This is a genomic window from Amycolatopsis sp. cmx-11-32 (assembly GCF_047608695.1).
Classification (GTDB): domain Bacteria; phylum Actinomycetota; class Actinomycetes; order Mycobacteriales; family Pseudonocardiaceae; genus Amycolatopsis.
The window spans coordinates 181323-204758 of the sequence record NZ_JADNQN010000004.1 but is presented as its reverse complement, the minus strand read 5'-3'; the positions used below and the strand labels follow the sequence as shown (position 1 = coordinate 204758).

Below are 23436 nucleotides of genomic sequence, written 5' to 3'. Positions count from 1 at the left end.
TCAGCCTAGCCGTCGGCGTGGTTCACCCGTTGGAGGCACGCGCCACATCGCGCGGTGCGCGTGCCTTCCCGCCACCACCCTCAACGGAGAAGCCGCGCTCCGCGGTACCTATTCGGCGACTGGTTCACCTGCGCGGACTTCTCGCCAGCCCGACGGGAGCTCGACGGTGTCGGAGAACTGCTGCCAGAACGTCCAGCTGTTGCCGCCGATGTCGGAGACGGTGAACACGCGGGCGCCGTAGGGCTGATCCTGCGGCGCGTCGAGGTCGGCGTCGTCGCCGAGGGCTGCGCGAATCCGCTCGTACTGCGCGTCGGCGTCGGCGACGTAGATGATGTTCAGCTGACCGACCGGGCCGTCGACGCCCTTGGCGTCCCAGTATTCGGGACCCACCCCGGCCAGCTGGATCTTGGCCGGGCCGGCGCGCAGCGTGGCCTGGAACACCTCGCCGGAGGCGTCGGCGAAGCGCACTTCCTCGGTGAACCCGAACACCCTGACCAGCCACGCGACCGCTTCGGTCGCGTCGGAGTAGTAGAGGTACGGCGCTAGCCCGAGATAGCCGGGCTCGCGTTCTTCGGCACTGCTCATGACAGGACAGTCCACCATGACCGTTTCAGCTCCTCGTGAACGACCCTGCCCAGGGGTATCGTGGAGCGGACCATGATGGATGCCGAACCTGACCCCGAACCCGGTCCGGACTCGTCCGGTGAATCCCGGTTCCGTGCCTTCCGGCAGGCGGAGGCGCTGGTCGAAAGCCGCAAACCGCTCGACGCCCTCAAGGCACTCCAGCCGTTGCTGGAGGAGGAGACCGACAAACCGAGCGTGCAGCTGCTGGCGGGCCGGGCGTACTTCCACTCCGCACAGTTGCGGCGGGCCGAGCGCGCCTTCACCCGGGTGTTGGAACTGGACCCCACCGATCATTACGCGCGGTTCGTGCTCGGGCGGACCCTCCAGCGCCTCGGCCGGTTGACCGAGGCGCTCGCGCAGATGCGGATAGCGTCGGCGATGCATCCGATCCCGGAATATCTGGAAGCGATCAGCGAGGTCAGCGCGCGGATCGCGTTGCGCGACTGACACTCATTTGGACTTGGCCCGCAGGTGGGCCCGCTCGCCCTGCTTGCCGAACAGCACCAGCAGTTCCACCGGACCCGGACCCGCGCTCCCGAACCAGTGCGGCACCCGCGTGTCGAACTCGGCGGCCTCGCCAGGTCCCATCGTGAAGTCGCGGTCGCCGAGCACCGCCCGCAACCGTCCACTGAGGACGTACATCCATTCGTAGCCCTCGTGTGTCCGTTGCACCGGTTCGATGTCCTCGACCGGGATCAGCAGTTTGAACGCCTGCGGCTGACCCGGCTGCGCACTCAGCGACCAGGCGGTGAACCGGCCGAATTTCTGCGGTTTCATCCGGACCCGCGGGTCGGACGGCTCGGGTTCGCCGACCAGTTCGTCGAGGGGGACCTGATGTGCCTCCGACAACGTCAGCAGCAGTTCCAGGGTGGCCTTCCGCGTGCCCGATTCGAGCCGCGATAGCGTGCTGGCGGAGATCCCCGTCGCCTCCGAAAGCGCGGAGAGGGTGGTGCCGCGTTCCTTGCGGAGCTGTTTGAGCCTCGGGCCGACCTCGGCGAGCCGCCGTTCGATGTCCTCCATGTCCCCAGTTTGCCAAACCGGCAATGAACTTTGCCAGATATCGGCCGGAGACGGATGCTCGGGATCATGAACGACGAATTCGATGTGGTGATCATCGGCGGTGGCGTCGCCGGCCTCAGCGCGGCGCTGGTCCTCGGCAGGGCTCGGCGCGAGGTCGTGGTGATCGACGCCGGCACCCCGCGCAACGCCCCCGCCGCGCACGCGCACGGTTTCCTGACCAGGGACGGGATTCCACCCAAAGAGTTACTGGCGCTGGGCCGTGACGAAGTCCGCGCTTACGGCGTGGAGATCGTCGAGGACGTCGTCCACCGGCTACGGCACGACAAAGCGGTGGAACTGGCGAGCGGCCGGGTCATCAGCGGGCGCCGGATCGTGGTGACCACCGGGCTGGCCGACGAACTGCCGGACGTCCCCGGCGTCGCGGAACGCTTCGGCACCGACGTGCTGCACTGCCCGTACTGCCACGGCTGGGAGGTACGCGACCAGCGTTTCGGCGTGCTCGCCACCTCCGAGAAGTCGGTCCATCAGGCGCTGATCGTCTGGCAGTGGAGCAAGGACCTGACGTTCTTCGCACATACCCAGGAGATCTCGGCCGAAGACCGGGCGAAGCTGACCGGGCTGGGCATCAAGATCGTCGACGGGAAGGTGTCCGAGCTCGCCGTCGAAAACGACCGGCTGACCGGGGTCCGGCTCGTCGACGGCGAACTCGTCGAACGCGATGTCGTGTTCGTCGGCCCCAAGTTCGTCCCGCACGACCGGCTTCTCGCCCAGCTCGGCTGCGCACGCGCCGAAGACGGCTCGATCACGGTGGACGCGCAGGGCCGGACGAGCGTGGACGGCGTCTGGGCGGCCGGGAACGTCGTCGATCCGATGGCGCAGCTGGTCGTCGCGGCGGGCGACGCCTACCGGATGGCGTCGGCGCTCAACTTCGATCTGGTGCTCGAAGATCAGGGCGCGACGCTGGCGTCCGCGTAGGCGTCGGCCGCACTGAAGACTTCCTGGACGTAGGGAACGGCGGGGTTGAACACCCGCATCGACTTCCACCAGCCCTCCGGCGTCGCGATGTCGTCGCCGGCGGCGCACAGGTACCGGGCGGTGGCGAAGGCGACGTCATCGAGATTCTTCGGATCCGGCTGCTGCCCGTCGCTGGTGGCCCGGACGGCCTGTTTCGCCCAGACGTCCGGCGTGAGGGCGGTCGGGCCGGGCCTGCCCTGTGCCGCTTCGACGCGGGAAATGCCCGCGAGGGTCGCCCACGAGAGGTGACAGCCCGGCTTCTGCCGCCGGAGCCACATCTCGGCCCGGCCGTAAGCGGACAGTTCGGTGGCGGAGATCCGGGTCTTCGCGGCCACCCGTTTCGCCCAGGTCTCGAGTTCGGCCGCGTCGGAAACGGTGGGCCGGTCGGGCGGCGCGGCGAGCCCGGCTCGCGGCGTCGCCACTCCCGGCTGCGGTTTCTGGTCGGGAACCGCGAGCGCGGGCTGCGGTTCCGCCGGCGGAGGCGGCTCCTCCCCACCTGGCCGGTTCATCCCGACGGTCATGATCAAGATCACGCCGGTGAGCACGAGCCCGCCCGCGAAAGCGAGCCTGGGGACGTACGGCGGCAGAGGGCGCGCGGGGTGCTCCGGGGCGTCGACAGTCGACTGGGTGGTTTCGGCCACCCGGTCAGACTACTTCGCCACGCTGCCGGTGGATGACCCATTCGGATGAGGCGGGCCGGCCACCGGTGAACGGCACCTGCGGGCCGATTCGTCATGTGATCCGCGTTGTGCGCCCTGACCTGGGAATGCCCTTTATGGGCCCGTCCGATCGGGCGCCGGCGCACCGCTGGGCCAGGCCGCCGAGTTCGACGAACCCGACTTCACCGTCGGCGGCGCCGGCGTCGAGAAGCTGATCCAGAAAACTCGCATGTCCGGCCGGCTTCGCACGAGAACCGCTTGACCTCCAGTTAAGTGGAGGTCACACACTGGGTCCCATGTTCAGTGAAGCGGAACTCGACTACCTCGCCACCCAGGGACTCGGACGGCTCGCGACGGCGCGGCCGGACGGGACGCTGCAGGTCAGCCCCGTCGGTTATGCCTACAACACCGAAACCCGGACGATCGACATCACCGGCTACGAACTGGCGAAGAGCAAGAAGTTCCGGAACGTGGCCGCCAACGGGCAGGCCGCGTTCGTGGTGGACGACATGCCGTCGCAGGACCCGCCGAGGATTCGCTGCCTCGAGATCCGCGGCCGAGCGGAGGCGCTCACCGGCGCCCGCACGGCAGACGGTCATTTCGACGGCGCGGTGATCCGGATCCACCCCTCGCGGATCATCAGCCTCGGCGTCGACGACCCGGACCACGACCCGCTCGATCTCGTTCCGCACAACCGGAACGTCTGACGCGCGAATGTCATGAAAGGGTCTTCCTGACGGAATTCGTCAGGAAGACCCTTTCATGACATTTCCGCAGGGGTCAGTGACGGTTACCGAAGACCGCGTAGGTCCCGAAGCCGGCCACGGCGAGCACCACGGCGGTCCACGTGGCGGCAGCCACGTCGCCGGGCTGGAAGAGCCAAGTCACCACCAGGCTCACGGTGTCCGTATCCGACGACGCGACCTTGACCACGAGGGCGACCACGAGCGCGAGCAGCGGCAACACCCACCCGAAGGCTCCGCCGAACAGCACCGCCGCGATCCCGGCGAGGCCGAGCAATCCGGCCGCGTTCCGCACGATGACCTCCACCGGAACCCGCTCCGCCTCCCACAACCGCGGCAGGAGCACGGCGCCGATACCGAGGCCACCGATCAGCAGCAGATGCAGGCCACGACGGGGCAGCCACCGGATCGCGGCGGTCCGGTCGAGGTCGGTGTCCTGTCCGCTCAGACCAGTCGCCATCACCGCGACCGCCACCGTGAGCGCCAGGGAAACCGGGATCTCCGACCAGCGGTCCCGTGCCAGGAACCACAGCGCGGCCATGCTCACCACCAGCGCCGCCAACGACGCGGGTATGGCGCGCGAGCGCGCGTACAGCACCGCCCACCTCATCGGGCGCCCCCGAGGAGGATGTCGAGCCCGTTGCCCTGGCAGGTCAGGCCTGCCTGCCGCACCGCGATGATCCGCGAACGCTGCACGTCGGGCGGCAGAGCACGGAAGGTCTCCGACTTCTGGGCGACCTCGTTCTTCGTCTCGTCGCTCAGCCAGGAATTCCCCAGCATCTTCCACTCGCCGAGGAACCAGCTCGCCGTGATCGACCGCGCGATGAGTTCGTCCAGAAAGGACTTATCGACACCTTCGAGGGAGTAACAGGTCGGCGTCCCGGCGCCGGCGACCAGGGTCCGCGTCATGTTGTCCGAATTCATGGTCGAACGGATCGACCAATCCATCAGGTCGACGAGGACGGTGTCGGCGGCACGCGGGGGCACCTCGTCAAAGCTCAGCCGCCGGTCCAATACCGTGACCTTGACCGGCGCGTCCGGCAGTGTTCCCAGGAGCCGCAACGCTTCCTTGCCCGGCCCGGCGAGACGGGCGAGTTCGGGCTCGAGCATGCGGGGGACACAGACCGGGCCATCGCAGACCATCGCCGTCGCGCGGGAGTCGACGACCTTGGCCTCGGCGAAGGTCGCGGGCAGGATCGGCACCGCGATCGCGGCCGCCACCAGTGCGGGGACGACGGCGAGTGCCTTCGCCCGCGTGGAGCGGACCGCCAGCAGGAGGAACCCGGTCGCGGCCAGTCCGGCGAGCCAGATCCCCTGCCCGAGATCCATCCGGCTCGCGGTGGTGCTGAACGGATCGTTGATCACGTCTATCGCGGGCGAGAGCAAGGCGAGCCGGGAGGGAAGCGCGCCCACGAGCACGCTGCCTTCCGCCCCTGCGATCTGGAACACGAGCACGGTCACGAGGGCGACGACGGCCACCCCGGGCGCGGTCAGCGGATGCGGCAGCAACCGGCCGATCCCCAGCCCGATCCAGGCACCCGCGAGCATCGCGAGCACGCCGACCACGACGATCGGCAGCCAGCCGAAGGTGAAGAACGCGCCGTCGAAGATCACTTGGACGGCACCGACGGCGAAGATCAGCAGATAGCTCAGCACCAGCAGGCCACCCAGGGCACCGCCGAGTTTCGCGGCCCGGTGCCAGCCTGGCCGCGGCATCGTGGTCAGGAGTTCGACCATGCCGGATCGGCTGTCACGCATGCCTTGGATGGCGCCGGCGCCGATCGCGATCGGCCACAGGAAAATCAGCAGGAACCGGGTCCACTCCGCGGCGGGCACCCAGTTTTCGTCCCAGGCGAGTGGCGCCCTCCACCACGGTCCGCTGAACGAGTACAGGAAACCGAACGCCACGACGAGGATCGCGAGCGTGGCCCAAGGGGCGATGGAACGGCGGAGTTCGGTCCGCAGGACACTCGTGTTCACCAGTTCCCCCTCCCCGGCTCGTGCCCCAGCAGCGCCGAGTAGCCGCGCTCGATCGGGCTGTCGCCGACGTACTCCGCGGTTCCGGCGGCAGCCAGTTCGTCCGGAGTGCCTTGGAAGACGAGCTTCCCGTTTTCGAACAGGACGACGTCGGTGCAGGCGGTCGCGACGTCCTCGACGAGGTGCGTCGAAACGACCACGCAGGCCTCTCGGCCCAGTTCCTGCATGAGGTCCCGGAACCGCACGCGCTGCGCGGGATCGAGTCCGGCGGTCGGCTCGTCCAGCAGGAGGACGTCCGGATCGTTCACGATCGCCTGCGCGATCCCGACCCGCCGCACCATGCCGCCGGAGAGCGTCTTCATCTTGTCGTCGGCGCGGTCGGCGAGGCCGACCCGTTCGATCGACCGCTGCACCGCTCCCGGGATGTCCTCTTTGGACATTTCCTTGAGCCAGGCGATGTACTCGATGAACTCGCGGACGGTGAACCGCTTGTAGAAACCGAAATTCTGCGGCAGATAGCCGATCCGGCGGCGCAGGCGGCGTTGATCGGTGAACCCCCCGACGGATTCACCGAGCAGCGCCAGCCCTCCCTCCGCCGGCCGGAGCACCGTCGCCAGTGCCCGGATCAGTGTGGTCTTCCCCGCCCCGTTCGGGCCGAGCAGACCGTGCACCCCCGCACCCAGTTCCAGGTCGAGCCCGTTCACGGCGAACTTGTTTTTGCCGACCCGGACCTTCAGTCCCTCCGCCTTGATCTGCCACGCGTAGGTCGTCGGTGCGACCTCCGCGGCCCCGACAGCACGCATCATGTTCTCCCCTTCGTTCATCGTTCGGATCCGGTGAGCAGGCCGAAAACGCTCCGCCGGAGCACCACCACGACCGCGGTCAGTGCGAAGATCGCGCCCCATACCGGAAGCAGCCGGGGTTCGAGTGCGGTGGCACGCCCTTGCGAAGCCACCGCGGGTACCAAGATCACCGCCATCCAGACCCCGGCGAGGACATAGGCCGCCCGCACCACCCCGATCAGCCCGCCGAGTGCGAGCGTCCCGGTGGTGAAAGCCAGGCTCGGCAAGAGACCGAGCCCGAATCCGCCGCCGCCGCCGAGCCAGCCCGAGAGGGCCTGTATCGGCAAGACGACGGCGAGGACCGCCGTCGTCCGGCGCAGCAGCAGGTAGAGCCCGGCCCTCGGCGTGGAAGTGATGAGTTCGTACGCGGGATCGAGACCCTTGGCCCACGACACCGCGACCCCGAGGACCGGCAGCACCGGTGAGAAGAGCTGGACGAACGAGTAGTCCTTGCTGCTGGTGAACCCGAACCAGTCCAGCAGCAAGCCGAGTGCCGGGATCAGGACGATCATCACCAGCCACGGCAGCATCACCGGCGTCACCCAGGTGTGCAGCCGCCCGGCCCATCGGCTCCGCATCGGCCCCGGCCCCGCTTCGACGAGTTTCGGGCCCAGTCCGGCCCAGACGTCGTCCACCAGCGCCGACACCGTGGGCACGCTGAGCACGGAGAGCTGTTCCCGGCATTCCGCACACGACTCCAGATGGGCTTCGACCGCCCAGACCTCGTCACCGGCCAAGCCTTCGTCCCCGCGGACATAACCGGCGAGGAGCTGTCCGGACACGTGTTCCCTATTCACGACAGCGCCTCCCGCATCGCGATCCGAGCCCGCCTGGCGCGGGTTTTGACAGTTCCTTCCGGCAGGCCGAGCAGGACCGCGGTCTCGCGGACGGTCAGCCCGTCGAGCACCATGGCCTGCAGGACCTGACGTAATTCAGGAGCGAGCCGGCGCAACGCGTCGCCGACGTGGTCGCCGACCGCACCGGCCAGCGCCTCGTCCTCGGCGGCCGGCGCGACGGCTGGTTCCGCCACTGGCAGCGTCTGCGCGTACTTCGCCCGGCGGCGGAAGGCGTCGACGAGCCGCCTCGCGGCGATCGTCCACAACCAGCCGACAGCGCTCCCGCCGACGGCCGAACCGGCGAACGCCCCGGCCGCACGCCAAACCGCCAGATAGGTCTCCTGCATCACCTCGGCGACGATCTGCTCGTCGGCGCAGCGACGGCGCAGGCGCACGGCCAGCCATGGCGACGTGCGGCGGTAGAGCTCCTCGAACGCCGCGCGATCGCCCTTGGCCGTGCGGCGGACGAGTTGCTCTTCGTCCAGTTCCGTTCCCTTCACACCCGGCAAGACGCCGAGTCCACCAAAACGGTTCTCACCCGGATGTGTCCCGCGTCATAGCGGCTGCGCGGCTGCGGACGCTTTCTCGTCGAAAGCGGAGCGGGCGGCGAAGATCTGGTCGACGTTTTCGACGGCCCATTCGGCGACGGCAGTGGTCAGCCTGCCGACGTCGACACCGAGCGGGGTGAGCCCGTACTCGACTCGCGGCGGGACGGTGGGATAGACATCCCGCCGGATCAGCCCGTCCCGTTCCAGGGAGCGAAGCGTCTGGGTCAGCATCTTCTGGGTGATCCCGTCGAGCAAACGGCGAAGTTCGCTGAACCGCATCGGCCGCTCGTAGCGCCGGATCGCACCGAGGACGTAGAGCGCCCACTTGTTCGCGAGCACCTCGATGACCGTCCTGGACGGGCAGTCACGACCGTGCACCGCCACCCATTCTTCGAATATCCGCCGCTCATCGAAGGTACCCATGAGGTACCTAGATACCAGTGAAGTGCCTACTTCACAACGGGTACCGGCCACCGACATGCTCGTCGTCATGCGAATGATCAAGCAGGACGCGTTCGGCGGACCCGAAGTGCTGCATGTCGTCGATGCGGAACAGCCCGTACCTGGCGAAGGCCAGGTACGGGTGCGCGTGCACGCCGCCGGGGTGAATCCGGCGGATTGGAAGATCCGGAACGGACTGGTCGTCGGCGACCTGCCACTGACCGTGGGGCTCGATTTCTCGGGAGTGGTCGATTCGGCAGGGACGCGGTTCCGGCCAGGAGACGAGGTCTACGGTGTCACGTTCCCGCCGAACGGCTCGTACGCCGAGTACATCGCGGTCAGCGAGGACACTCTCGCGCCGAAACCGAAAAGTCTCGATCACGTCGAAGCGGCCGCGCTCCCCATCGCGGCACTGACCGCGTGGCAGCCGTTCACCCGGCTCTTCCCGGTCGGGCCGGGGCACCGGGTACTCGTCCACGCCGCGGCGGGCGGGGTCGGTCATCTCGCCGTCCAGATCGCGAAGGCCAGGGGCGCGTACGTCATCGGCACCGCCCGCGAGGCCAAACACGACTTCCTCCGGAACCTCGGCGCGGACGAGCTGATCGACTACACGACCAGCGATTTCGCGAAATCGCTGGTCGTTGACGTCGTGCTGGACCCGATCTCCGGCGACTACGGTCCTCGTTCCCTGGACACCCTCAAACCGGGCGGTTCGCTGATCGACATCGTCGGACACGGTCCGGACCGGACGCTGGTCCGGCGGAAGGCCGGGGAACTCGGTCTCCGTTTCGCCGAATTCTACGTGTCGGCTTCCGGAGCGGACCTGGCTGAAATCGCCGTTTTGGCCGATGCCGGTTCACTGCGAGCCTCGATCGCCGACGTCCTCCCGCTCGAACAGGCGGCGAAGGCACACGAACTGAGCGAATCCGGACGCGTCCAGGGCAAGCTCGTGCTGACGATCTAGCTGGGCCAGAACTTGCGCCAGCCGTCGGCCTCGAGTGTCGTCGGTTCGAGACCGGCGTCGCGGGCGGCCATTTCGGTATCGCGGATATCGCGCGCGAACCGCTTCGCGACGGCACGCAGTTCGCCTTCGGGATCGATACCGGCCCGGCGAGCGGTCGCGGCCACCCGGAACAACTGGGCCGCCGCTTCGGAACCGTCGGGGAACAGGTCGAGCGGAATCCCGGCCCGGCCGCTGCGCTGCCCGAGCTTCCCGGCCAGCGCCACGGCGGGCTGACCGAGCGCGACGCCGTCCACAATGGACTTCCGGCTCTTTTCGGCCTGTTTCAGTTCTTCCCACTTGAGGTTCTGGTGGTCGACGCTCTCGACCGGCGGGGCATCGGTGAAGACGTAAGGGTGGCGTCCGACGAGCTTCGCGACCAGATCGGACGCGACCTCGTCGATCCCGAACGGATCGTCGGCGTCCTCGATGGCGACGCGCGCGTGGAACAGCACCTGGAGCAGGACGTCGCCGAGTTCCTCGCGCAGGGCGGCCCTGTCACCTTCCTCGATCGCGTCGAGCAGCTCGTAGGTCTCCTCGACCAGGTACTGACGAAGCGACTCGTGCGTCTGGACGGCGTCCCACGGGCATCCGCCCGGCGAGCGGAGGCGGTCCATCACCTCGGCGGCCTCGACCAGCGGCGAAACGGGCGCTTCGACCACTCGCGCGCCTGCCCTGATCAGCGCCGCGGCCTTCGGTTCCGTTCGCGAACCGGCGATGAGCACGAGGTCGCGCACCTGCGCGTCACCGAGCGCGGGGACCCCGAAAACGGCGGGATCGACATCCGAAGCCGCGTACACGGCGTCGCTGCTCCGCAAGATCGAAAGTGCCTCGGCGGGCAATGTCGCCCCACGGGTGATCACGACGACGGCAGCGGTCACGGGTTTTGCGGGGAGGTACCGTGCACAGGCAGCACGATGCCCTTCTTCGAAGCTTCGTTGGGCGCGAGGTCCATGCCGACAACATCCCATACGCCGTAGCGCGGGTTCACCTTGAGGTCGACCTGATCGAGGTACGGCTGGAGGAGGCGGATACCGACTCCTGCCAGCTGCTGGGCGGTGGGCTGGGCGGCCTGATCCGACGCGACGGGCTTGTCGGCGGCCCGCTCACGCACCACGACGACGACCCACAGCGGCTGCTGCGGTGTCGGCTGGAACGCGGCGACGGTGTTGGGTTCGAGACCGAACAGGACGGTGGCCGCGGTCGCGGGCGACTGCATCGCCGGCAGCTTCTGGCCGGTACCCGCCTGCGTGTCGGACGTCTTCTGATCCTGCTGGATCACTTCGGCGGCCGCGTTCGGCGAGGCGGCGAACCGCCGGGCCTTCTCGATCGCCTGCTCGCGCAGCTTGCCCGCGTCGGCACCGGTGGCGTCGTCCGAGGAGACCGAGCTGAAATCGAACGAGACGGTGAGCTTGTCCAGGTACTTCAGCGCGAGCTGGGTTTGCAGCGCCGCGTCGACCAGGGATTCGCGGTGGTCCCGCACCCGCGCGACGAGCTGCTGGACGCTGAGCGCGGGATCGTTCTGCTGCTTGGCCTCCATCGGCGTCGCCAGCGGGTCGTTCCGCAACGCGGCCACGACCAGGGACTCATCGACCCGGACGCCTTCGCGCTGGGCGGCGCGTTCGGTGAGGTCGTGGAGGATCTCCTGCCGCACGATCTCGCGGCCGACGAGGTCGAGCTTGTGGTCCTTGGCCAGCTGCTGCCCGTACGGATGCTCACGGACGGCCTTGTCGATCAACTGCTGCACGCGATCCACCGAAACGGCCTTGCCGTCGACGATCACCGCCGCACCGACCTGACCTGGTCCGGCGTTGCACCCGGTGAGGAGAAGAGACCCGGCAAGAACCCCGACCAGCGCGCGACGGCGCCCCATGATCCGCATCACAGCGCCTACCCTCTCATACCGGTCCCGGAGAGAGAACCAGGTCGTCAATCGCGATTCGGGTTCGGTCACGCGACGGGTGCCGGCGACTTCGTCAGATTTGTCAGCAGCTTCGCGCACCAGTCCAGCAACTCCTCGTCCCGCAGCGCCGGGGCGCCGATGCGGCCACCCGCCGCGCCCTCGGTCGGCTTCGGCACGGAAACCGTGTTCGTCACCGCCTTGAAAAGAGCCTTGGGATACAGGCGTTTCAGCCGCACCATCTGCGAATCGACGAGCGGCATCGGCGCGAACCGGATCGACGAACCCTGGACGGCGACCTCGGTGACACCCGCCGCGCGGCAGGTGTGCCGGAACGCGGCGACCGCGAGCAGGCGCCGCACCGCCGCGGGCGGCTGGCCGTAGCGGTCGACGAGTTCTTCGCGCACCGCGTCGAGCCCGGGCCGGTCGGGCGCGGCCGCGATCTTGCGGTACGCCTCCAGCCGCAGCCGCTCGCCGGGGACGTAGTCGTGCGGGATATGCGCGTCCACCGGGAGATCGACCCGGACATCGGCGAGTTCTTCCTCTTCCGCCGTGTCCGCGCCGGCGTGCCGCCGGAACGCGTCGACCGCTTCGCCGACGAGCCGCACGTACAGATCGAAACCGACGCCCGCGATGTGCCCGGACTGCTCCGCGCCGAGGATGTTGCCCGCGCCGCGGATCTCCAGATCCTTCATCGCGACGGCCATTCCCGCGCCCAATTCGGTGTTCTGCGCGATGGTCGCCAGCCGGTCGTGCGCCATTTCGGTGAGCGGCGCCTCCGGCGGATACAGGAAGTACGCGTACCCACGCTCGCGTCCACGCCCCACCCGGCCGCGCAACTGGTGCAGCTGCGCGAGACCCAGCAGGTCACCGCGTTCCACCAGCAGCGTGTTCGCGTTCGAGATGTCCAGCCCGGTCTCGACGATCGTGGTGCAGACGAGCACGTCGTACTCGTTCTCCCAGAAACCCTGGATGATCTTCTCGAGTTTGTCCTCGTTCATCTGCCCGTGCGCGGTGACGACGCGCGCCTCCGGCACCAGCTCGCGAATACGCTTCGCGGCCTTCTCGATCGAGGAAACCCTGTTGTGCACGTAAAAGACCTGGCCGTCGCGCAGCAGTTCACGCCGGATGGCGGCGCCGACCTGTTTGTCGTCGTACGCGCCGACGTAGGTCAGGATCGGGTGCCTGTCCTCGGGAGGGGTCAGGATCGTGGACATCTCGCGGATCCCGGCGAGCGACATCTCCAGCGTCCGCGGGATCGGCGTCGCCGACATCGTCAGAACGTCGACATGCGTACGCAGCGCCTTGATGTGTTCCTTGTGCTCGACGCCGAACCGCTGCTCCTCGTCGACGATCACCAGGCCGAGGTCCTTGTACCGGATCCCGGTCTGCAGCAGGCGGTGCGTGCCGATCACGACGTCGACGTCACCCGAGGACAGCTGCTCCAGGATCGCGTCGGACTCGACCTTGTTCGTGAACCGGGAAAGACCCCGGATCTTCACCGGGAACGAACTCATCCGTTCGGTGAAGGTGTTGAGGTGCTGTTGCGCGAGCAGCGTCGTCGGCACCAGCACCGCGACCTGCTTGCCGTCCTGCACCGCCTTGAACGCCGCGCGTACCGCGATCTCGGTCTTGCCGTAGCCGACATCGCCGCAGATGACGCGGTCCATCGGGACACCGCGTTCCATATCCGACTTGACCTCGTCGATCGCGGCGAGCTGGTCGTTGGTCTCGGTGAACGGGAAGGCGTCCTCGAGTTCGCCCTGCCACGGGGTGTCCTGTCCGAACGCGTGCCCGGGCGCCGCCTGCCGCGCGGCGTAGAGCTGTACCAGTTCGGCGGCGATCTCCTTGACCGCCTTCTTCGCCTTGGCCTTGGTGTTCTTCCAGTCGGACCCGCCGAGTTTGTTCAGCGTCGGCAGCTCGCCACCGACGTACCGGGAGACCTCGTCGAGCTGGTCGGTCGGGACGAACAGCCGGTCTCCCGGGTGCCCGCGCTTGGAGGAGGCGTACTCAAGCAGCAGGTACTCGCGCGTCGCGCCCGCGACGGTGCGCTGCACCATCTCGACGAACCGCCCGATGCCGTGCTGGTCGTGCACGACGTAGTCGCCCGTCTTGAGGGCGAGCGGGTCGACGGCGTTGCGCCGCCGCGACGGCATCTTGGTACTGAAGTCCTTTGTGGACGTTCCGGCGCCGGAACCCCGGCCGGTCAGGTCCGACTCGGACAGCACCACGAGTGCGCGCTCCGGCGAGACGAAGCCGTCCGAGAGTCCGCCGCAGGTCACCGTCACGACGCCGGCCGTCAGCGGACCGGTGAGACCTTCCGCCAGCGACGCGGGCACGTCGCCCGCCGACAGCTGCTCGACCGCGCGGGCCGCGGTGCCGTGCCCGGCGACGACGAGCACGGCCGTCCCGCCCGCCGCCGTGTGCGCGCGCAGGTCGGTCGTCGCCCGCTCCACCTCGCCCCGGTAGTTCGGCGCGGCTTCGATCGCGACGCGGTAGACGTCGGGGTCGTCGCTGGCCAGCTGCGTCAGCGTCCACCAAGGGCGCTTCGTCTCCTGAGCGTGCTTCGCGATCTCCGCGAGGTCTCGGTACGCGGACGCGCCGAGATCGATCGGTGCCTGACCGCCCGCGGCGGCCGTGGTCCAGGACGCTTCGAGGAACTCCTGCCCGGTGCGGACCAGGTCCGCCGCGCGGGCACGAATCTTTTCCGGATCCGCCACCAGCACGTGCGTGCCCTCGGGCATCGCGTCGGTGAGCAGGTCCAGCTCGCCCTCGCACAGCACCGGGATGAGCGCCTCCATGCCCTCGACGGGGATTCCGCCGGACAGCTTGGTGAGCATCTCGGTGAGCTGGGCGTCCGCCTCGTACGTCGTCGCCAGCTCGGCGGCCTTGGCGCGCACCTGCTCGGTGAGCAGCAGCTCACGGCAAGGTGGCGCGCTGACGTGCTGGATCTCTCCTGGCAGCGACCGCTGGTCGGACACCGCGAACGCGCGGATCTCACTGACCTCGTCGCCCCAGAACTCGACGCGCACCGGATGCTGCGCCGTCGGCCCGAACAGGTCGAGGATGCCGCCGCGCACGGCGAACTCGCCGCGCTTCTCGACCATGTCGACCCGCGTGTAGGCCAGCTCGACCAGCTGGTCCAGCAGCCCTTCGAAGCTCTGTTCCTTGCCGACGACCAGGTCGATCGGAGGGAGCGAACCGAGCCCGGGCGCCATCGGCTGGATGAGGCTGCGGACGGTCGCGACGACGACACGCAGGTCGTCGGCACCCGTCTTGAGCCGGTGCAGCACCTCCAGCCGTCGTCCGACGGTGTCCGCGCGCGGGGACAGCCGCTCGTGCGGCAGCGTCTCCCAGGACGGGAAGTCGGCGACGGCGCCTTCGCCGAGGAACGACTTCAGCGACGCGGTCAGTTCGTCGGCCTCGCGGCCGGTGGCGGTCACCGCGAGCACGGAGCGCCCGGCGCCCTCGTCCGCGGCGAGGGCGCCGGCGACCAGCTGGCGGGTGGCGATCGCGCCCTGCAGTTCGAGCAGCGGGGCGCCGGCCCGTTCGACGACCCCGCGAAGGGCCGGATCGGGAAGGATGGAATGAAGGAGTCCGGACAATGGAGCGTTTGTCACCGTCCTAGCCTACGTGGGGCCACCGACAGTTCGCCGCGCCATTACCTGGGGAGTGCTTCGACCACCTTCGGAAGCTGCTCGTCGAACTCGGCCGGTTCCTGCGTGGCGATGCGGATCAGCACGTGTTCGGCACCCGCGTCCGCGTATTCGCGAAGCCTCTCGGCGACCTCCTCGCGACTGCCCGCGATCTGCACTTGGATCTTCTCGACGAAGTCCAACGGAGCGCCGTAGTTCCGCCACGCGTAGTCCTCCAGCCGTTCGCGGGCCCGGATCGGGTCGTCCTCGATGAGCACCGTCGCGAAGAGCGCGGGCGTCACCGGACGTACAGCTGCTTCGCGGATCTTCGCGAGGCCATCGACGTAATCGGTGACGTCGGGCGGGTACGGCAGCCAGCCGTCGTAAAGCCGCCCCGCGCGCTCCAAGGCGCCTGGCGTGAACGCGGCCAGCCACACCGGCGGACCACCGGGCCGGTGCGGCTCCGGGTACTCCGGAAGCAGGTCGTAGTGCAGGACCTCACCGTGGAACGGACCGCTCTCGCCGCTCCACACGTGCCGCCACAGCGCGACGATGTCGTCGAGCCGCGCGCGGCGGCGCTCCCACGGGACGCGGGTGAAGGCGAACTCCGGTTCGCTGCGCCCGGCGAACCCGGCGCCGACGCCGAGGGTGATCCGGCCCTGGCTGATCAGATCGAGGGAAAGGATCGCGTTCGCGGACAGCAACGGATCCCGCAATGCCGGGAGCAGCGCGGCGGTGCCGAGAATGACCCGTTCGGTTCTGGCGGCGAACGCGCCGAGCAACGTCAAGGGATCGATAGGGGCCTTCGCCAAGGTGTCGCCGACCCAGACCGAATCGAGGCCGAGGCGTTCGGCTTCGACCGCGATGGCGACCATTTCCGGCGCGGTGCGCCCGGCGTCGAGGATGGACCGATAAGTGGGGACGACCAGACCGAATTTCATGCCAGGAGCATCTCCGCGCCGGGGAATCGGCTCAATTCCTTCGAGGGAATGGCGGCACCGAGTGCGTCTCGGCCAGGATGGCGACCATGGTTTCCGGATTCGGCCCCGCGCTCCGAGGCTGGCGCGAGCGGCGCCGGCTGTCCCAGCTGGAACTGGCACTACGGGCCGGGACCACCCAACGGCACGTGAGTTTCCTGGAAGGCGGCCGGTCGATCCCAGGCCGCGGCCTGGTGCTGCGCGTCGCCGAATCACTCGAACTCCCCCTCCGCGAACGCAACGGTTTGCTGCTCGCGGCCGGTTTCGCGCCCGGTTTCCCCCAAACGTCGCTGGACGACCCCGTACTCCTTCCAGTCCTCGAAGGCATGCGGCGGCTGCTCGACGGGCACCGCCCGTACCCGGCCATCGTGGTCGACCGGTACGGCGTCCTCGTCGCCCGCAACGACGCGCTCGACCTGCTCTTCGAGGACGTGGCCCCGGAACTCCTGGAGGAACCGGTCAACACCTTGCGGGTCGCGCTGCATCCGAACGGGATGGCGCCGCGCGTCCGGAACCTGGCGGACTGGGCCCGGCACATTCTCGAACGGCTGACTCAGGAGATCGCGCACGCGCCCGACGAGCGACTGACCTCGCTGCTGGCCGAACTCGAAAGTTACGTTCCGGCTCCCGAACCGCCCGGACCCGATCACCTCGGGTTCGCCGTCCCGATGAGGTTGTCCACTTCGGCGGGCGAGCTGCGGCTGATCACGGCCATCACGACGTTCGCGACGGCCACCGACGTCACGGTGTCGGAACTGAAACTGGAGACGTTCCTGCCCGCCGACGCCGAAACGGCGAAGATCCTGACCGGATGACCGGTTCGTTCCTCGCGGGCGATTGAGCACGATGGCATGCTGATGCCATGCGCACTACCGCCGTCGTCGCGATCATCACCCTGTCTTTACTGGTCACGGCCTGTTCCGGGGCGTCGAGCGAACCGGTGCAGAGCGCGCCGCCGGTCACCTCGAAACCCGCCGTGACGAAACTGAAGGTCGAGCAGGTGACCGCCGGGCTCGAACACGGCTGGGACGTCGGCTTCCTGCCGGACGGGAAGATCCTCGTCACCCAGCGCCCCGGGAAGCTGGCCCTGATCGACAACGGCACGAAGCGCGACGTCACCGCCGATTTCTCCGACGTCCACGTACGCGGCGAGGGCGGCCTGATGGGAATGGTGATCAGCAGGGACTTCGCGACGTCGCGCGAGTTCATCACCTGCCAGACCCACAAGGAAGCTGACAACGCCGTCGACATCCGGCTGGTCACCTGGAAGCTGTCCGAGGACAGCGCGAGCGCCACCAAGGTCAAGGACCTGCTGACCGGGCTGCCGGTGACCTCGAGCGGACGGCACTCGGGCTGCCGCCCGGCGTTCGGCGCGGACGGCGCGCTGCTCGTCGGCACCGGCGACACCGCGCGCCCCGCCTTCCCACAGGATCGCAAGAACCTCGGCGGCAAAGTGCTGCGCGTCGACGCGAAGACCGGCAACCCGTTGCCGGACAACCCTTTCATCACGTCGTCGGACCCGAACGAACAGCGCGTGTTCACCTACGGGCACCGCAACGTCCAGGGCGTCACGGTCCGGCCGGGTTCCGGGCAGGTGTTCACCGCCGAGCACGGGCCGACCATCGACGACGAGGTCAACCTGGAACGCGCCGGCGGGAACTACGGCTGGGACCCGTCCAAGGGCGGCACCGAAACCAGCTATGACGAAGGCGTTCCGATGACCGACACGCGGCGGTTCCCGGACGCCGTCAGTCCTGTGTGGACGACCGGCGAGATCACCGAGGCGATCTGCGGTGCCGAGTTCCTCACCGGATCGCGGTGGGGTGCGCTCGAAGGCTCGCTCGCCGTGACCGCGTTGAAGGGGCAGAAGCTGCTGCTGTTCCGCCTCGACGACGCGGGCAAGGTCACCGAGGTGACGCTGCCGCCGGAGTTCGACGACAAGTTCGGCAGGCTGCGTGCCGTCCGCAGCGCGCCGGACGGCGCACTCTACGTGACGACCTCGGAAGGCAACGACGACAAGCTGCTGCGCGTCACCCCCGGCGCCTGACGGCCGAGGTACGCGCTCGCTCCACCGCGTCCGGGTCGGCGGCGTCGAACGGGACAGGGTTCGCGCCGAGCAACGTCGCGGCCTCGGTGAGGACCTGCTCGCGGCGGCCGGTGTTCGTCACCCGGTCGCCCCGAGCGGCGAACGCCGCGACCGCGTAACCGATTCCCGCTCCACCGCCGGTGATCACTAGGCTCCCGCCATGACGAAGATTGACCCGGCGACGACGGCGCTCGTCCTGATCGACCTCCAGACGCGGATCGTCGCGTTGGAGACAGTCCCCCTCGAAGGCGCTGAAGTCGTCTCGAACGCCGTCCTGCTGCGAGACGCCTTCACCGCGGCAGGCTCCCCGATCGTCCACGTGCGGGCGCACCGGCCGGACGTCGACGAACAGCCACCCGGCAGCGAACTGGTCGCCGAGTTGACACCGCGCGACGGCGAACACCTGATCACCAAGCACACGATGGGCGCGTTCTACGGCACCGGACTCGACGAAATCCTGCGCGGGTTCGGCGTGAAGACGCTGGTGCTCGGCGGGATCGCCACGGAGTACGGCGTCGAATCGACACTGCGTGCCGCGTCCGACCACGGCTACGAGACCATCGCCGTTTCGGACGCGATGACCGGTATCGCCGCGATCTCCCACGAATCGGCGATCACCAAGGTGTTCCCGAGGCTGGGCGAAGTCCTGACGACCGCCGAGACCGCCGCGGCGCTGGGCTGAGCCGTGATCGACAAGATCGCGTGGCTCCACCTGCGGGACGGCCGGATCCTGAGCACCCGCTCACGCGGCAAGTCCGTCTTCTACCTGCCCGGCGGCAAACGCGAAGCCGGCGAAACCGATACGGAAACACTCGTCCGCGAGGTCCGCGAGGAACTGACCGTCGAGATCACCGCGGCGAGCATCGCGTCCGCCGGGGTCTTCGAGGCACAGGCCGACGGGCACAAGGCAGGCGTCGTGGTCCGGATGACCTGCTACACCGCCGAATTCACCGGAACGCTCGCGGCCAGCAGCGAAATCGACGAGGTCGCCTGGCTCGGCTACGCGGACAGGGACCGGGTCTCCGCGGTGGACAAGATGATCTTCGACCACCTGCGGAAGACCGGCCTCCTGCGCTGAACCACTTCTTGAGGTCGTCCAGGCACAGCACCTGTTTGTCCGGGAGCAGCCCCCCGCATTCGGCGTTCTCGATACTGTCCGCGTCGTTGACGTCACCCTTGAGACAGGCGCCGACTTCGGCGCTCGACGCCGTGAAAGGATCCGCGACGAAAACCCCGACCAGGACGATGACGCCGAGGATACCCAAACGGATGACGGGCTTCAGCCACGTCTCTTCCGCGGCACCAGCGGTTGCACGGCGGGCGCAAGATAGTTTTCCACGATGTTCCCCCAGCTGAACGATCTCTACGGGGGACCTACCGCTCACCGGCCGGGAAACGTCACCGCCACGCGACTGACACCTCAGTACACGCGCAGCCTCGGTTTGTGCTCCAAATTGGACAGACCGTTCCAGGCCAGGTTGACCAGATGCGCGGCGACCTCGTCCCGCTTCGGTTTCCTGGCGTCGAGCCACCACTGCCCGGTCAGCGCGACCATCCCGACGAGCGCCTGCGCGTACAGCGCGGCCAGCTTCTCGTCGTAACCCCGCGCGGCGAACTGCTGCGCGAGGATGTGCTCGACCTGGCTGGCGATGTCGTTCAGCACCGTGGAGAACGTGCCCGTCGAACTCGCGACCGGCGAATCCCGCACGAGGATGCGGAAACCGTCGCGGGAATCCTCGACGTAGGAGAGCAAAGCGATCGCCGCCTGCTCCAGCATCACCCTCGGGTGTCCACCGTGGAGGGTCGAGACCATCCTGTCGAGCAGGAGCTGCGTTTCACGGTCGACGACGACGGCGTAGATGCCTTCTTTGCCGCCGAAGTGCTCGTACACCACCGGTTTGGAGACGTTCGCGCGGTGCGCGATCTCCTCGATGGAAGTGCCTTCGAAACCCTTCTCCGCGAAGAGGGCTCTGGCGACGGTGAGAAGTTGCTGCCTGCGCTCGGTCCCCGTCATCCGCACCCGGGCCACCGGAGCGACAGGACGCGCCCCGGTGACCACTTCACGTTTGGTTCGCCGTCTCCCCGCCATTGCAGAAGACTAACGTGACCTCGCTATTTGCTGTCGGCGGCGATGCGCGCGAGGCGCTGCGGGGTCGGCCAGCGCACGTCGTAGGCCCAGCCGAACTTCTCGAAGATCCAAATGAGCCGCGCGGAAAGATCGATCTGACCGCGTTGCACACCGTGCCGAGCCGAGGTCGGGTCGGCGTGGTGCAGGTTGTGCCACGACTCGCCGAAGGAGAAGATCGCCAGCGGCCAGAAGTTGGCCGACTTGTCGCGGGCGGCGAACGGGCGCTCGCCGATCATGTGGCAGACCGAGTTGACCGACCAGGTCACGTGGTGCAGCACGCAGACGCGCACCAGCCCGGCCCAGAAGAACGCGGTCACCGCGCCCCAGAACGACCAGGTGATCAGGCCGCCGAGCACCGCGGGCAGGACCAGGGTGAGCAGGCTCCACAGCCAGAACAGGTCGTCGACCTTCTTGATGGCCGGATCCTTGACCAGGTCGGGCGCGAAACGCTCCGCGTTGGTCTGGTCGCGCTCGAACAGCCAGCCCATGTGCGCGTGCCAGAACCCCTTGGCGATGGCGAGCGGCGAGCTGCCGAACAGCCACGGCGAATGCGGGTCGCCGTCGCGGTCGGAAAAGGCGTGGTGGCGCCGGTGGTCGGCGACCCAGGTGATCACGGGGCCCTGGACGGCCATGCTGCCGGCGATCGCCATCGCGACGCGCAGCCACGGCTTGGCCTTGAACGAGCCGTGCGTGAAGTAGCGGTGGTAGGAGACGGTGATACCGAGTCCGCTGATCGCGTAGAACACCACGAAGATGCCGACGTCGACCCAGGTCAGTCCCCAGCCCCAGGCGAACGGGACGGCCACGAGCAGCGCGGCGAGCGGGAAGATGACCCCGAGGTAGACCGAGAGCTGCACGGCGCTCGATCGGTGTCCGTCGATTACCGGCTTGGGGCCCTTCGCGGGCTTCTGAGAACGGTCGAGGGTAGCCGTCATGCAGTCACTTCTTTTCTACGCGCAACCCTTGAGGGTTTCCCTAAGGGTGACCTTACCTACGATGCCGTAAGTTACGGTACAGGAGGTTTCGTCCCTTGTGGAGTGCTCGCGACTGTGACGCAACCCCCGGGCGCACAGGGAGGTCTCCGGCATGGCTATCCTGACCAGGATCGATCCGCCGTAGTGTAATCGGCAGCACTTCAGATTTTGGTTCTGACAGTTCAGGTTCGAATCCTGGCGGCGGAGCAGACGAACAGATGACCAGCGGCGTTTTCAACGGTGGGGGTGTGTGCGGCTGACCGAGGACGCGACGACCAGTAGCAGGCGGCCGGCGCTTGCGGAGATGTCCGACGCCTGGCTCTACGGTCGCGCGCGCGAACTCGGCGCGGCCATCCAGCGCGTCAGCTTCGCCGAGCAGCTGGACATCGTCACCAGCCTCGACGAACTCCTCGACGAGACACAGCGCCGCGGCGAACCTCTGCTGGTCGCCCAGCTGCTGCGCTACTCGGCGATGGCCAGGCTGGTCACCCGCGGTCTCGCCGCCGAAGCCGAACCCAGGCTCGACGAGATGCTCGCGCACACCAGACGGCACGGTCTCGCGCTGATGCGGGCCGACGCGCACGCCATGCGCGGTCGCCGGCTGGTGATCGCCAAGCAGGAGGACGCCGCCCTCACCGAGATCGCCAGGGCGCTGGCCATCCTCGACGACTCCGCGGTCCCGGACCGCCAGGTCGGCAGGCGCAACTGGGACAGGATGCTGTCCACCACTCTGGTCGACTGCTGGCTGGTGCTGAACCAGCTGGGCGTCTACGAGGCGGCCGAAGAGGCCATCGCCCGCGCCGCGCAGGCGATCCGCGACAGCGCGAGCCCGCACGAGATCGCGCTCCAGCTGATCAACCGGGTCAAGATGCTGCTGGGCTGGGGCCTGCGGCTCGAACGCATCGAGCGGTACGACGAGGGAGCGGACAAGTTCCGCACCGCCGCGTCGATGGCGCAGGCCGCCGAAGGCCCGTTCACCGAGTCGCTGTTCCCCCGCAAGGCCAACGTGCCCGCGATCGACCAGGTCGGCGTGCTCGCCGCGGCGGCCGCGCTGGCGTCGCCCGATTCGTCTCATATCGAGCGGCTGAACGCGCTGCTGAATCCGGAACTGGTGTTCCCGCACGAACGCGAGATCATCGCCATCGCGCTGGCCCGCTGCTTGGACAACGCCGGCCGCCGCGAAGACGCGTTGCAGGTGCTCAAAGAGGTCCGCGAGGACAACGAGGACGGCTCGCTGCCGTCGATGCGGCTGAACCTCGCCCGCGAGCTGGCCAGGCTCGACACCACCCCGGACTACGCGTCGGGCGCGAGCCAGTCCCTGATCGACTACGCGACCATCCTCGAATCGGAGATGTGGTCGCTGCGGGAATCACAGATCGCCACGCTCAACGCGCGCCGGGAACACGAACGGCTGTCCGCCGAGCACGGCGCGATCACCCAGCAGGCTTTGCAGGATCCGCTCACCGGACTCCCGAACCGCCGCGCGCTCGACGAAAAGCTGCGTTCGCTGGCGTCGTCCGCGGACGCCCAGCCGCTCGCCGTCGCGCTGGTCGATCTCGACGGTTTCAAGGATGTCAACGACAAACAGTCGCACGCCGAAGGCGACAACGTGCTCCGTGTCATCGCGAGCACGCTGCGCGACGCCCTGCGCGGCGACGACGTCGTCGCCCGATACGGCGGAGACGAGTTCATCGTGCTTCTACCTGGGGCTCCGGCGTCAGCGGCGAAACAAGCACTGGGCCGTTCTGTGAATGCCGTCGCATCTTTGCCGCACCATCTTTCGCACGGTGTCACGCTCTCCGTCGGCCTTGTCTCACTCCGCCCGCAGGAGCGGGCCGAGCAGGTCCTGGCACGTGCCGACGCGGCCATGTACCAGGCGAAACGCGGCGGCGGGAACCAGGTGTCGTCGGTGAACTCGATGGCCATCGATCCGATGACCGGATGGCCCGGTGAGGATGCTCCGACCGACCCCGCGTGGGACGCCGGGCAGCCCACGTAGGATCAACGCCCGACAACCACCGTTGGTGAAATG

24 protein-coding genes, 1 tRNA gene and 1 pseudogene are annotated in these 23436 nt (G+C 68.3%); 10 read left to right on the top strand and 16 right to left on the bottom strand.

Annotated features, from left to right (window positions below; all coding sequences use genetic code 11):
* Positions 1-108: 108 nt before the first annotated feature.
* On the bottom strand, positions 109-585 hold the full coding sequence (locus tag ACM6LR_RS13435; protein WP_414939825.1) for a VOC family protein: 477 nt from the start codon (positions 583-585) through the stop codon (positions 109-111).
* A gap of 72 nt (positions 586-657) precedes the next feature.
* On the opposite strand from ACM6LR_RS13435, the gene ACM6LR_RS13430 reads away from it, so the two are divergent.
* A complete protein-coding gene (locus ACM6LR_RS13430; protein WP_414939824.1) occupies positions 658-1071 on the top strand; it encodes a tetratricopeptide repeat protein in 414 nt (137 codons plus the stop codon).
* Between the two features lie 3 nt (positions 1072-1074).
* On the opposite strand, the gene ACM6LR_RS13425 is transcribed toward ACM6LR_RS13430, so the two are convergent.
* Positions 1075-1644: a helix-turn-helix domain-containing protein gene (locus tag ACM6LR_RS13425; RefSeq protein ID WP_414939823.1), complete on the bottom strand. Its 570-nt coding sequence runs from the start codon at positions 1642-1644 to the stop codon at positions 1075-1077.
* 54 nt (positions 1645-1698) lie between these two features.
* Here ACM6LR_RS13425 and ACM6LR_RS13420 point away from each other — a divergent pair, with 54 nt between their 5' ends.
* A complete protein-coding gene (locus tag ACM6LR_RS13420; RefSeq protein ID WP_414939822.1) occupies positions 1699-2619 on the top strand; it encodes an NAD(P)/FAD-dependent oxidoreductase in 921 nt (306 codons plus the stop codon).
* Here ACM6LR_RS13420 and ACM6LR_RS13415 read toward each other — a convergent pair.
* Entirely contained in the window at positions 2592-3299 is a 708-nt protein-coding gene (locus tag ACM6LR_RS13415) for a murein transglycosylase (RefSeq protein ID WP_414939821.1), read from the bottom strand. The genes ACM6LR_RS13420 and ACM6LR_RS13415 overlap by 28 nt on opposite strands.
* Positions 3300-3613: 314 nt before the next feature.
* On the opposite strand from ACM6LR_RS13415, the gene ACM6LR_RS13410 reads away from it, so the two are divergent.
* Complete coding sequence (locus tag ACM6LR_RS13410; RefSeq protein ID WP_414943892.1) at positions 3614-4024, top strand: PPOX class F420-dependent oxidoreductase; 411 nt, start codon at positions 3614-3616, stop codon at positions 4022-4024.
* 73 nt (positions 4025-4097) lie between these two features.
* On the opposite strand, the gene ACM6LR_RS13405 is transcribed toward ACM6LR_RS13410, so the two are convergent.
* From ACM6LR_RS13405 to ACM6LR_RS13380, 6 genes are read right to left on the bottom strand one after another with little or no spacing between them, the layout of a single operon-like run.
* Complete coding sequence (locus ACM6LR_RS13405; RefSeq protein ID WP_414939819.1) at positions 4098-4670, bottom strand: hypothetical protein; 573 nt, start codon at positions 4668-4670, stop codon at positions 4098-4100.
* Positions 4667-6040, bottom strand: a complete 1374-nt coding sequence (locus ACM6LR_RS13400; protein ID WP_414943891.1) for a hypothetical protein — start codon at positions 6038-6040, stop codon at positions 4667-4669. The genes ACM6LR_RS13405 and ACM6LR_RS13400 overlap by 4 nt, the downstream gene beginning before the upstream one ends.
* Entirely contained in the window at positions 6037-6840 is an 804-nt protein-coding gene (locus ACM6LR_RS13395) for an ABC transporter ATP-binding protein (protein ID WP_414944030.1), read from the bottom strand. The genes ACM6LR_RS13400 and ACM6LR_RS13395 overlap by 4 nt, the downstream gene beginning before the upstream one ends.
* A gap of 17 nt (positions 6841-6857) precedes the next feature.
* Positions 6858-7676: a zf-HC2 domain-containing protein gene (locus ACM6LR_RS13390; RefSeq protein ID WP_414939817.1), complete on the bottom strand. Its 819-nt coding sequence runs from the start codon at positions 7674-7676 to the stop codon at positions 6858-6860.
* Complete coding sequence (locus tag ACM6LR_RS13385) at positions 7673-8215, bottom strand: RNA polymerase sigma factor (RefSeq protein WP_414939910.1); 543 nt, start codon at positions 8213-8215, stop codon at positions 7673-7675. Before ACM6LR_RS13385 ends, ACM6LR_RS13390 begins: the two co-directional genes overlap by 4 nt.
* Before the next feature lie 54 nt (positions 8216-8269).
* Positions 8270-8686, bottom strand: coding sequence for a winged helix-turn-helix transcriptional regulator (locus tag ACM6LR_RS13380; RefSeq protein ID WP_414939816.1), 417 nt, complete (start codon positions 8684-8686; stop codon positions 8270-8272).
* Between the two features lie 55 nt (positions 8687-8741).
* On the opposite strand from ACM6LR_RS13380, the gene ACM6LR_RS13375 reads away from it, so the two are divergent.
* Positions 8742-9668: an NADP-dependent oxidoreductase gene (locus ACM6LR_RS13375; protein ID WP_414939909.1), complete on the top strand. Its 927-nt coding sequence runs from the start codon at positions 8742-8744 to the stop codon at positions 9666-9668.
* Here ACM6LR_RS13375 and ACM6LR_RS13370 read toward each other — a convergent pair.
* The 4 genes from ACM6LR_RS13370 to ACM6LR_RS13355 form a co-directional block, all read right to left on the bottom strand.
* Positions 9665-10585: a MazG family protein gene (locus ACM6LR_RS13370; protein ID WP_414943890.1), complete on the bottom strand. Its 921-nt coding sequence runs from the start codon at positions 10583-10585 to the stop codon at positions 9665-9667. The genes ACM6LR_RS13375 and ACM6LR_RS13370 overlap by 4 nt on opposite strands.
* Positions 10582-11586 carry a hypothetical protein gene (locus ACM6LR_RS13365; RefSeq protein WP_414939814.1) on the bottom strand — a complete coding sequence of 335 codons (1005 nt, stop codon included), beginning with the start codon at positions 11584-11586 and terminating at the stop codon, positions 10582-10584. The genes ACM6LR_RS13370 and ACM6LR_RS13365 overlap by 4 nt, the downstream gene beginning before the upstream one ends.
* Positions 11587-11654: 68 nt before the next feature.
* The gene (gene mfd / locus ACM6LR_RS13360; protein WP_414944029.1) at positions 11655-15209 is read right to left on the bottom strand and encodes a transcription-repair coupling factor; all 3555 of its coding nucleotides are present in this window, start codon (positions 15207-15209) and stop codon (positions 11655-11657) included.
* Positions 15210-15265: 56 nt separating this feature from the next.
* A complete protein-coding gene (locus ACM6LR_RS13355) occupies positions 15266-16180 on the bottom strand; it encodes an LLM class flavin-dependent oxidoreductase (RefSeq protein ID WP_414939813.1) in 915 nt (304 codons plus the stop codon).
* An 86-nt stretch (positions 16181-16266) separates the two neighbouring features.
* Here ACM6LR_RS13355 and ACM6LR_RS13350 point away from each other — a divergent pair, with 86 nt between their 5' ends.
* Together ACM6LR_RS13350 and ACM6LR_RS13345 are read left to right on the top strand one after the other, a co-directional pair.
* Positions 16267-17031 carry a helix-turn-helix domain-containing protein gene (locus tag ACM6LR_RS13350; protein WP_414939812.1) on the top strand — a complete coding sequence of 255 codons (765 nt, stop codon included), beginning with the start codon at positions 16267-16269 and terminating at the stop codon, positions 17029-17031.
* A 47-nt stretch (positions 17032-17078) separates the two neighbouring features.
* Entirely contained in the window at positions 17079-18263 is a 1185-nt protein-coding gene (locus ACM6LR_RS13345; protein ID WP_414939811.1) for a PQQ-dependent sugar dehydrogenase, read from the top strand.
* Positions 18264-18276: 13 nt separating this feature from the next.
* On the opposite strand, the pseudogene ACM6LR_RS13340 reads toward ACM6LR_RS13345, so the two are convergent.
* Positions 18277-18450: pseudogene (locus tag ACM6LR_RS13340) on the bottom strand (3-oxoacyl-ACP reductase); the annotation flags it as partial.
* A gap of 12 nt (positions 18451-18462) precedes the next feature.
* Between ACM6LR_RS13340 and ACM6LR_RS13335 the strand changes: the two are divergent.
* Positions 18463-18984 carry an isochorismatase family protein gene (locus ACM6LR_RS13335; RefSeq protein ID WP_414939810.1) on the top strand — a complete coding sequence of 174 codons (522 nt, stop codon included), beginning with the start codon at positions 18463-18465 and terminating at the stop codon, positions 18982-18984.
* Positions 18985-18987: 3 nt separating this feature from the next.
* Positions 18988-19380: an NUDIX hydrolase gene (locus ACM6LR_RS13330; protein ID WP_414943889.1), complete on the top strand. Its 393-nt coding sequence runs from the start codon at positions 18988-18990 to the stop codon at positions 19378-19380.
* 342 nt (positions 19381-19722) lie between these two features.
* On the opposite strand, the gene ACM6LR_RS13325 is transcribed toward ACM6LR_RS13330, so the two are convergent.
* Positions 19723-20316, bottom strand: coding sequence for a TetR family transcriptional regulator (locus ACM6LR_RS13325; RefSeq protein ID WP_414939907.1), 594 nt, complete (start codon positions 20314-20316; stop codon positions 19723-19725).
* Between the two features lie 98 nt (positions 20317-20414).
* A complete protein-coding gene (locus ACM6LR_RS13320; protein WP_414943888.1) occupies positions 20415-21365 on the bottom strand; it encodes an acyl-CoA desaturase in 951 nt (316 codons plus the stop codon).
* Between the two features lie 174 nt (positions 21366-21539).
* Between ACM6LR_RS13320 and ACM6LR_RS13315 the strand changes: the two genes are divergently transcribed.
* Both ACM6LR_RS13315 and ACM6LR_RS13310 read left to right on the top strand, forming a co-directional pair.
* Positions 21540-21611 (top strand) — tRNA-Gln (locus ACM6LR_RS13315).
* A gap of 43 nt (positions 21612-21654) precedes the next feature.
* A complete protein-coding gene (locus ACM6LR_RS13310) occupies positions 21655-23403 on the top strand; it encodes a diguanylate cyclase domain-containing protein (RefSeq protein ID WP_414939807.1) in 1749 nt (582 codons plus the stop codon).
* The last annotated feature ends 33 nt before the right edge of the window (positions 23404-23436 follow it).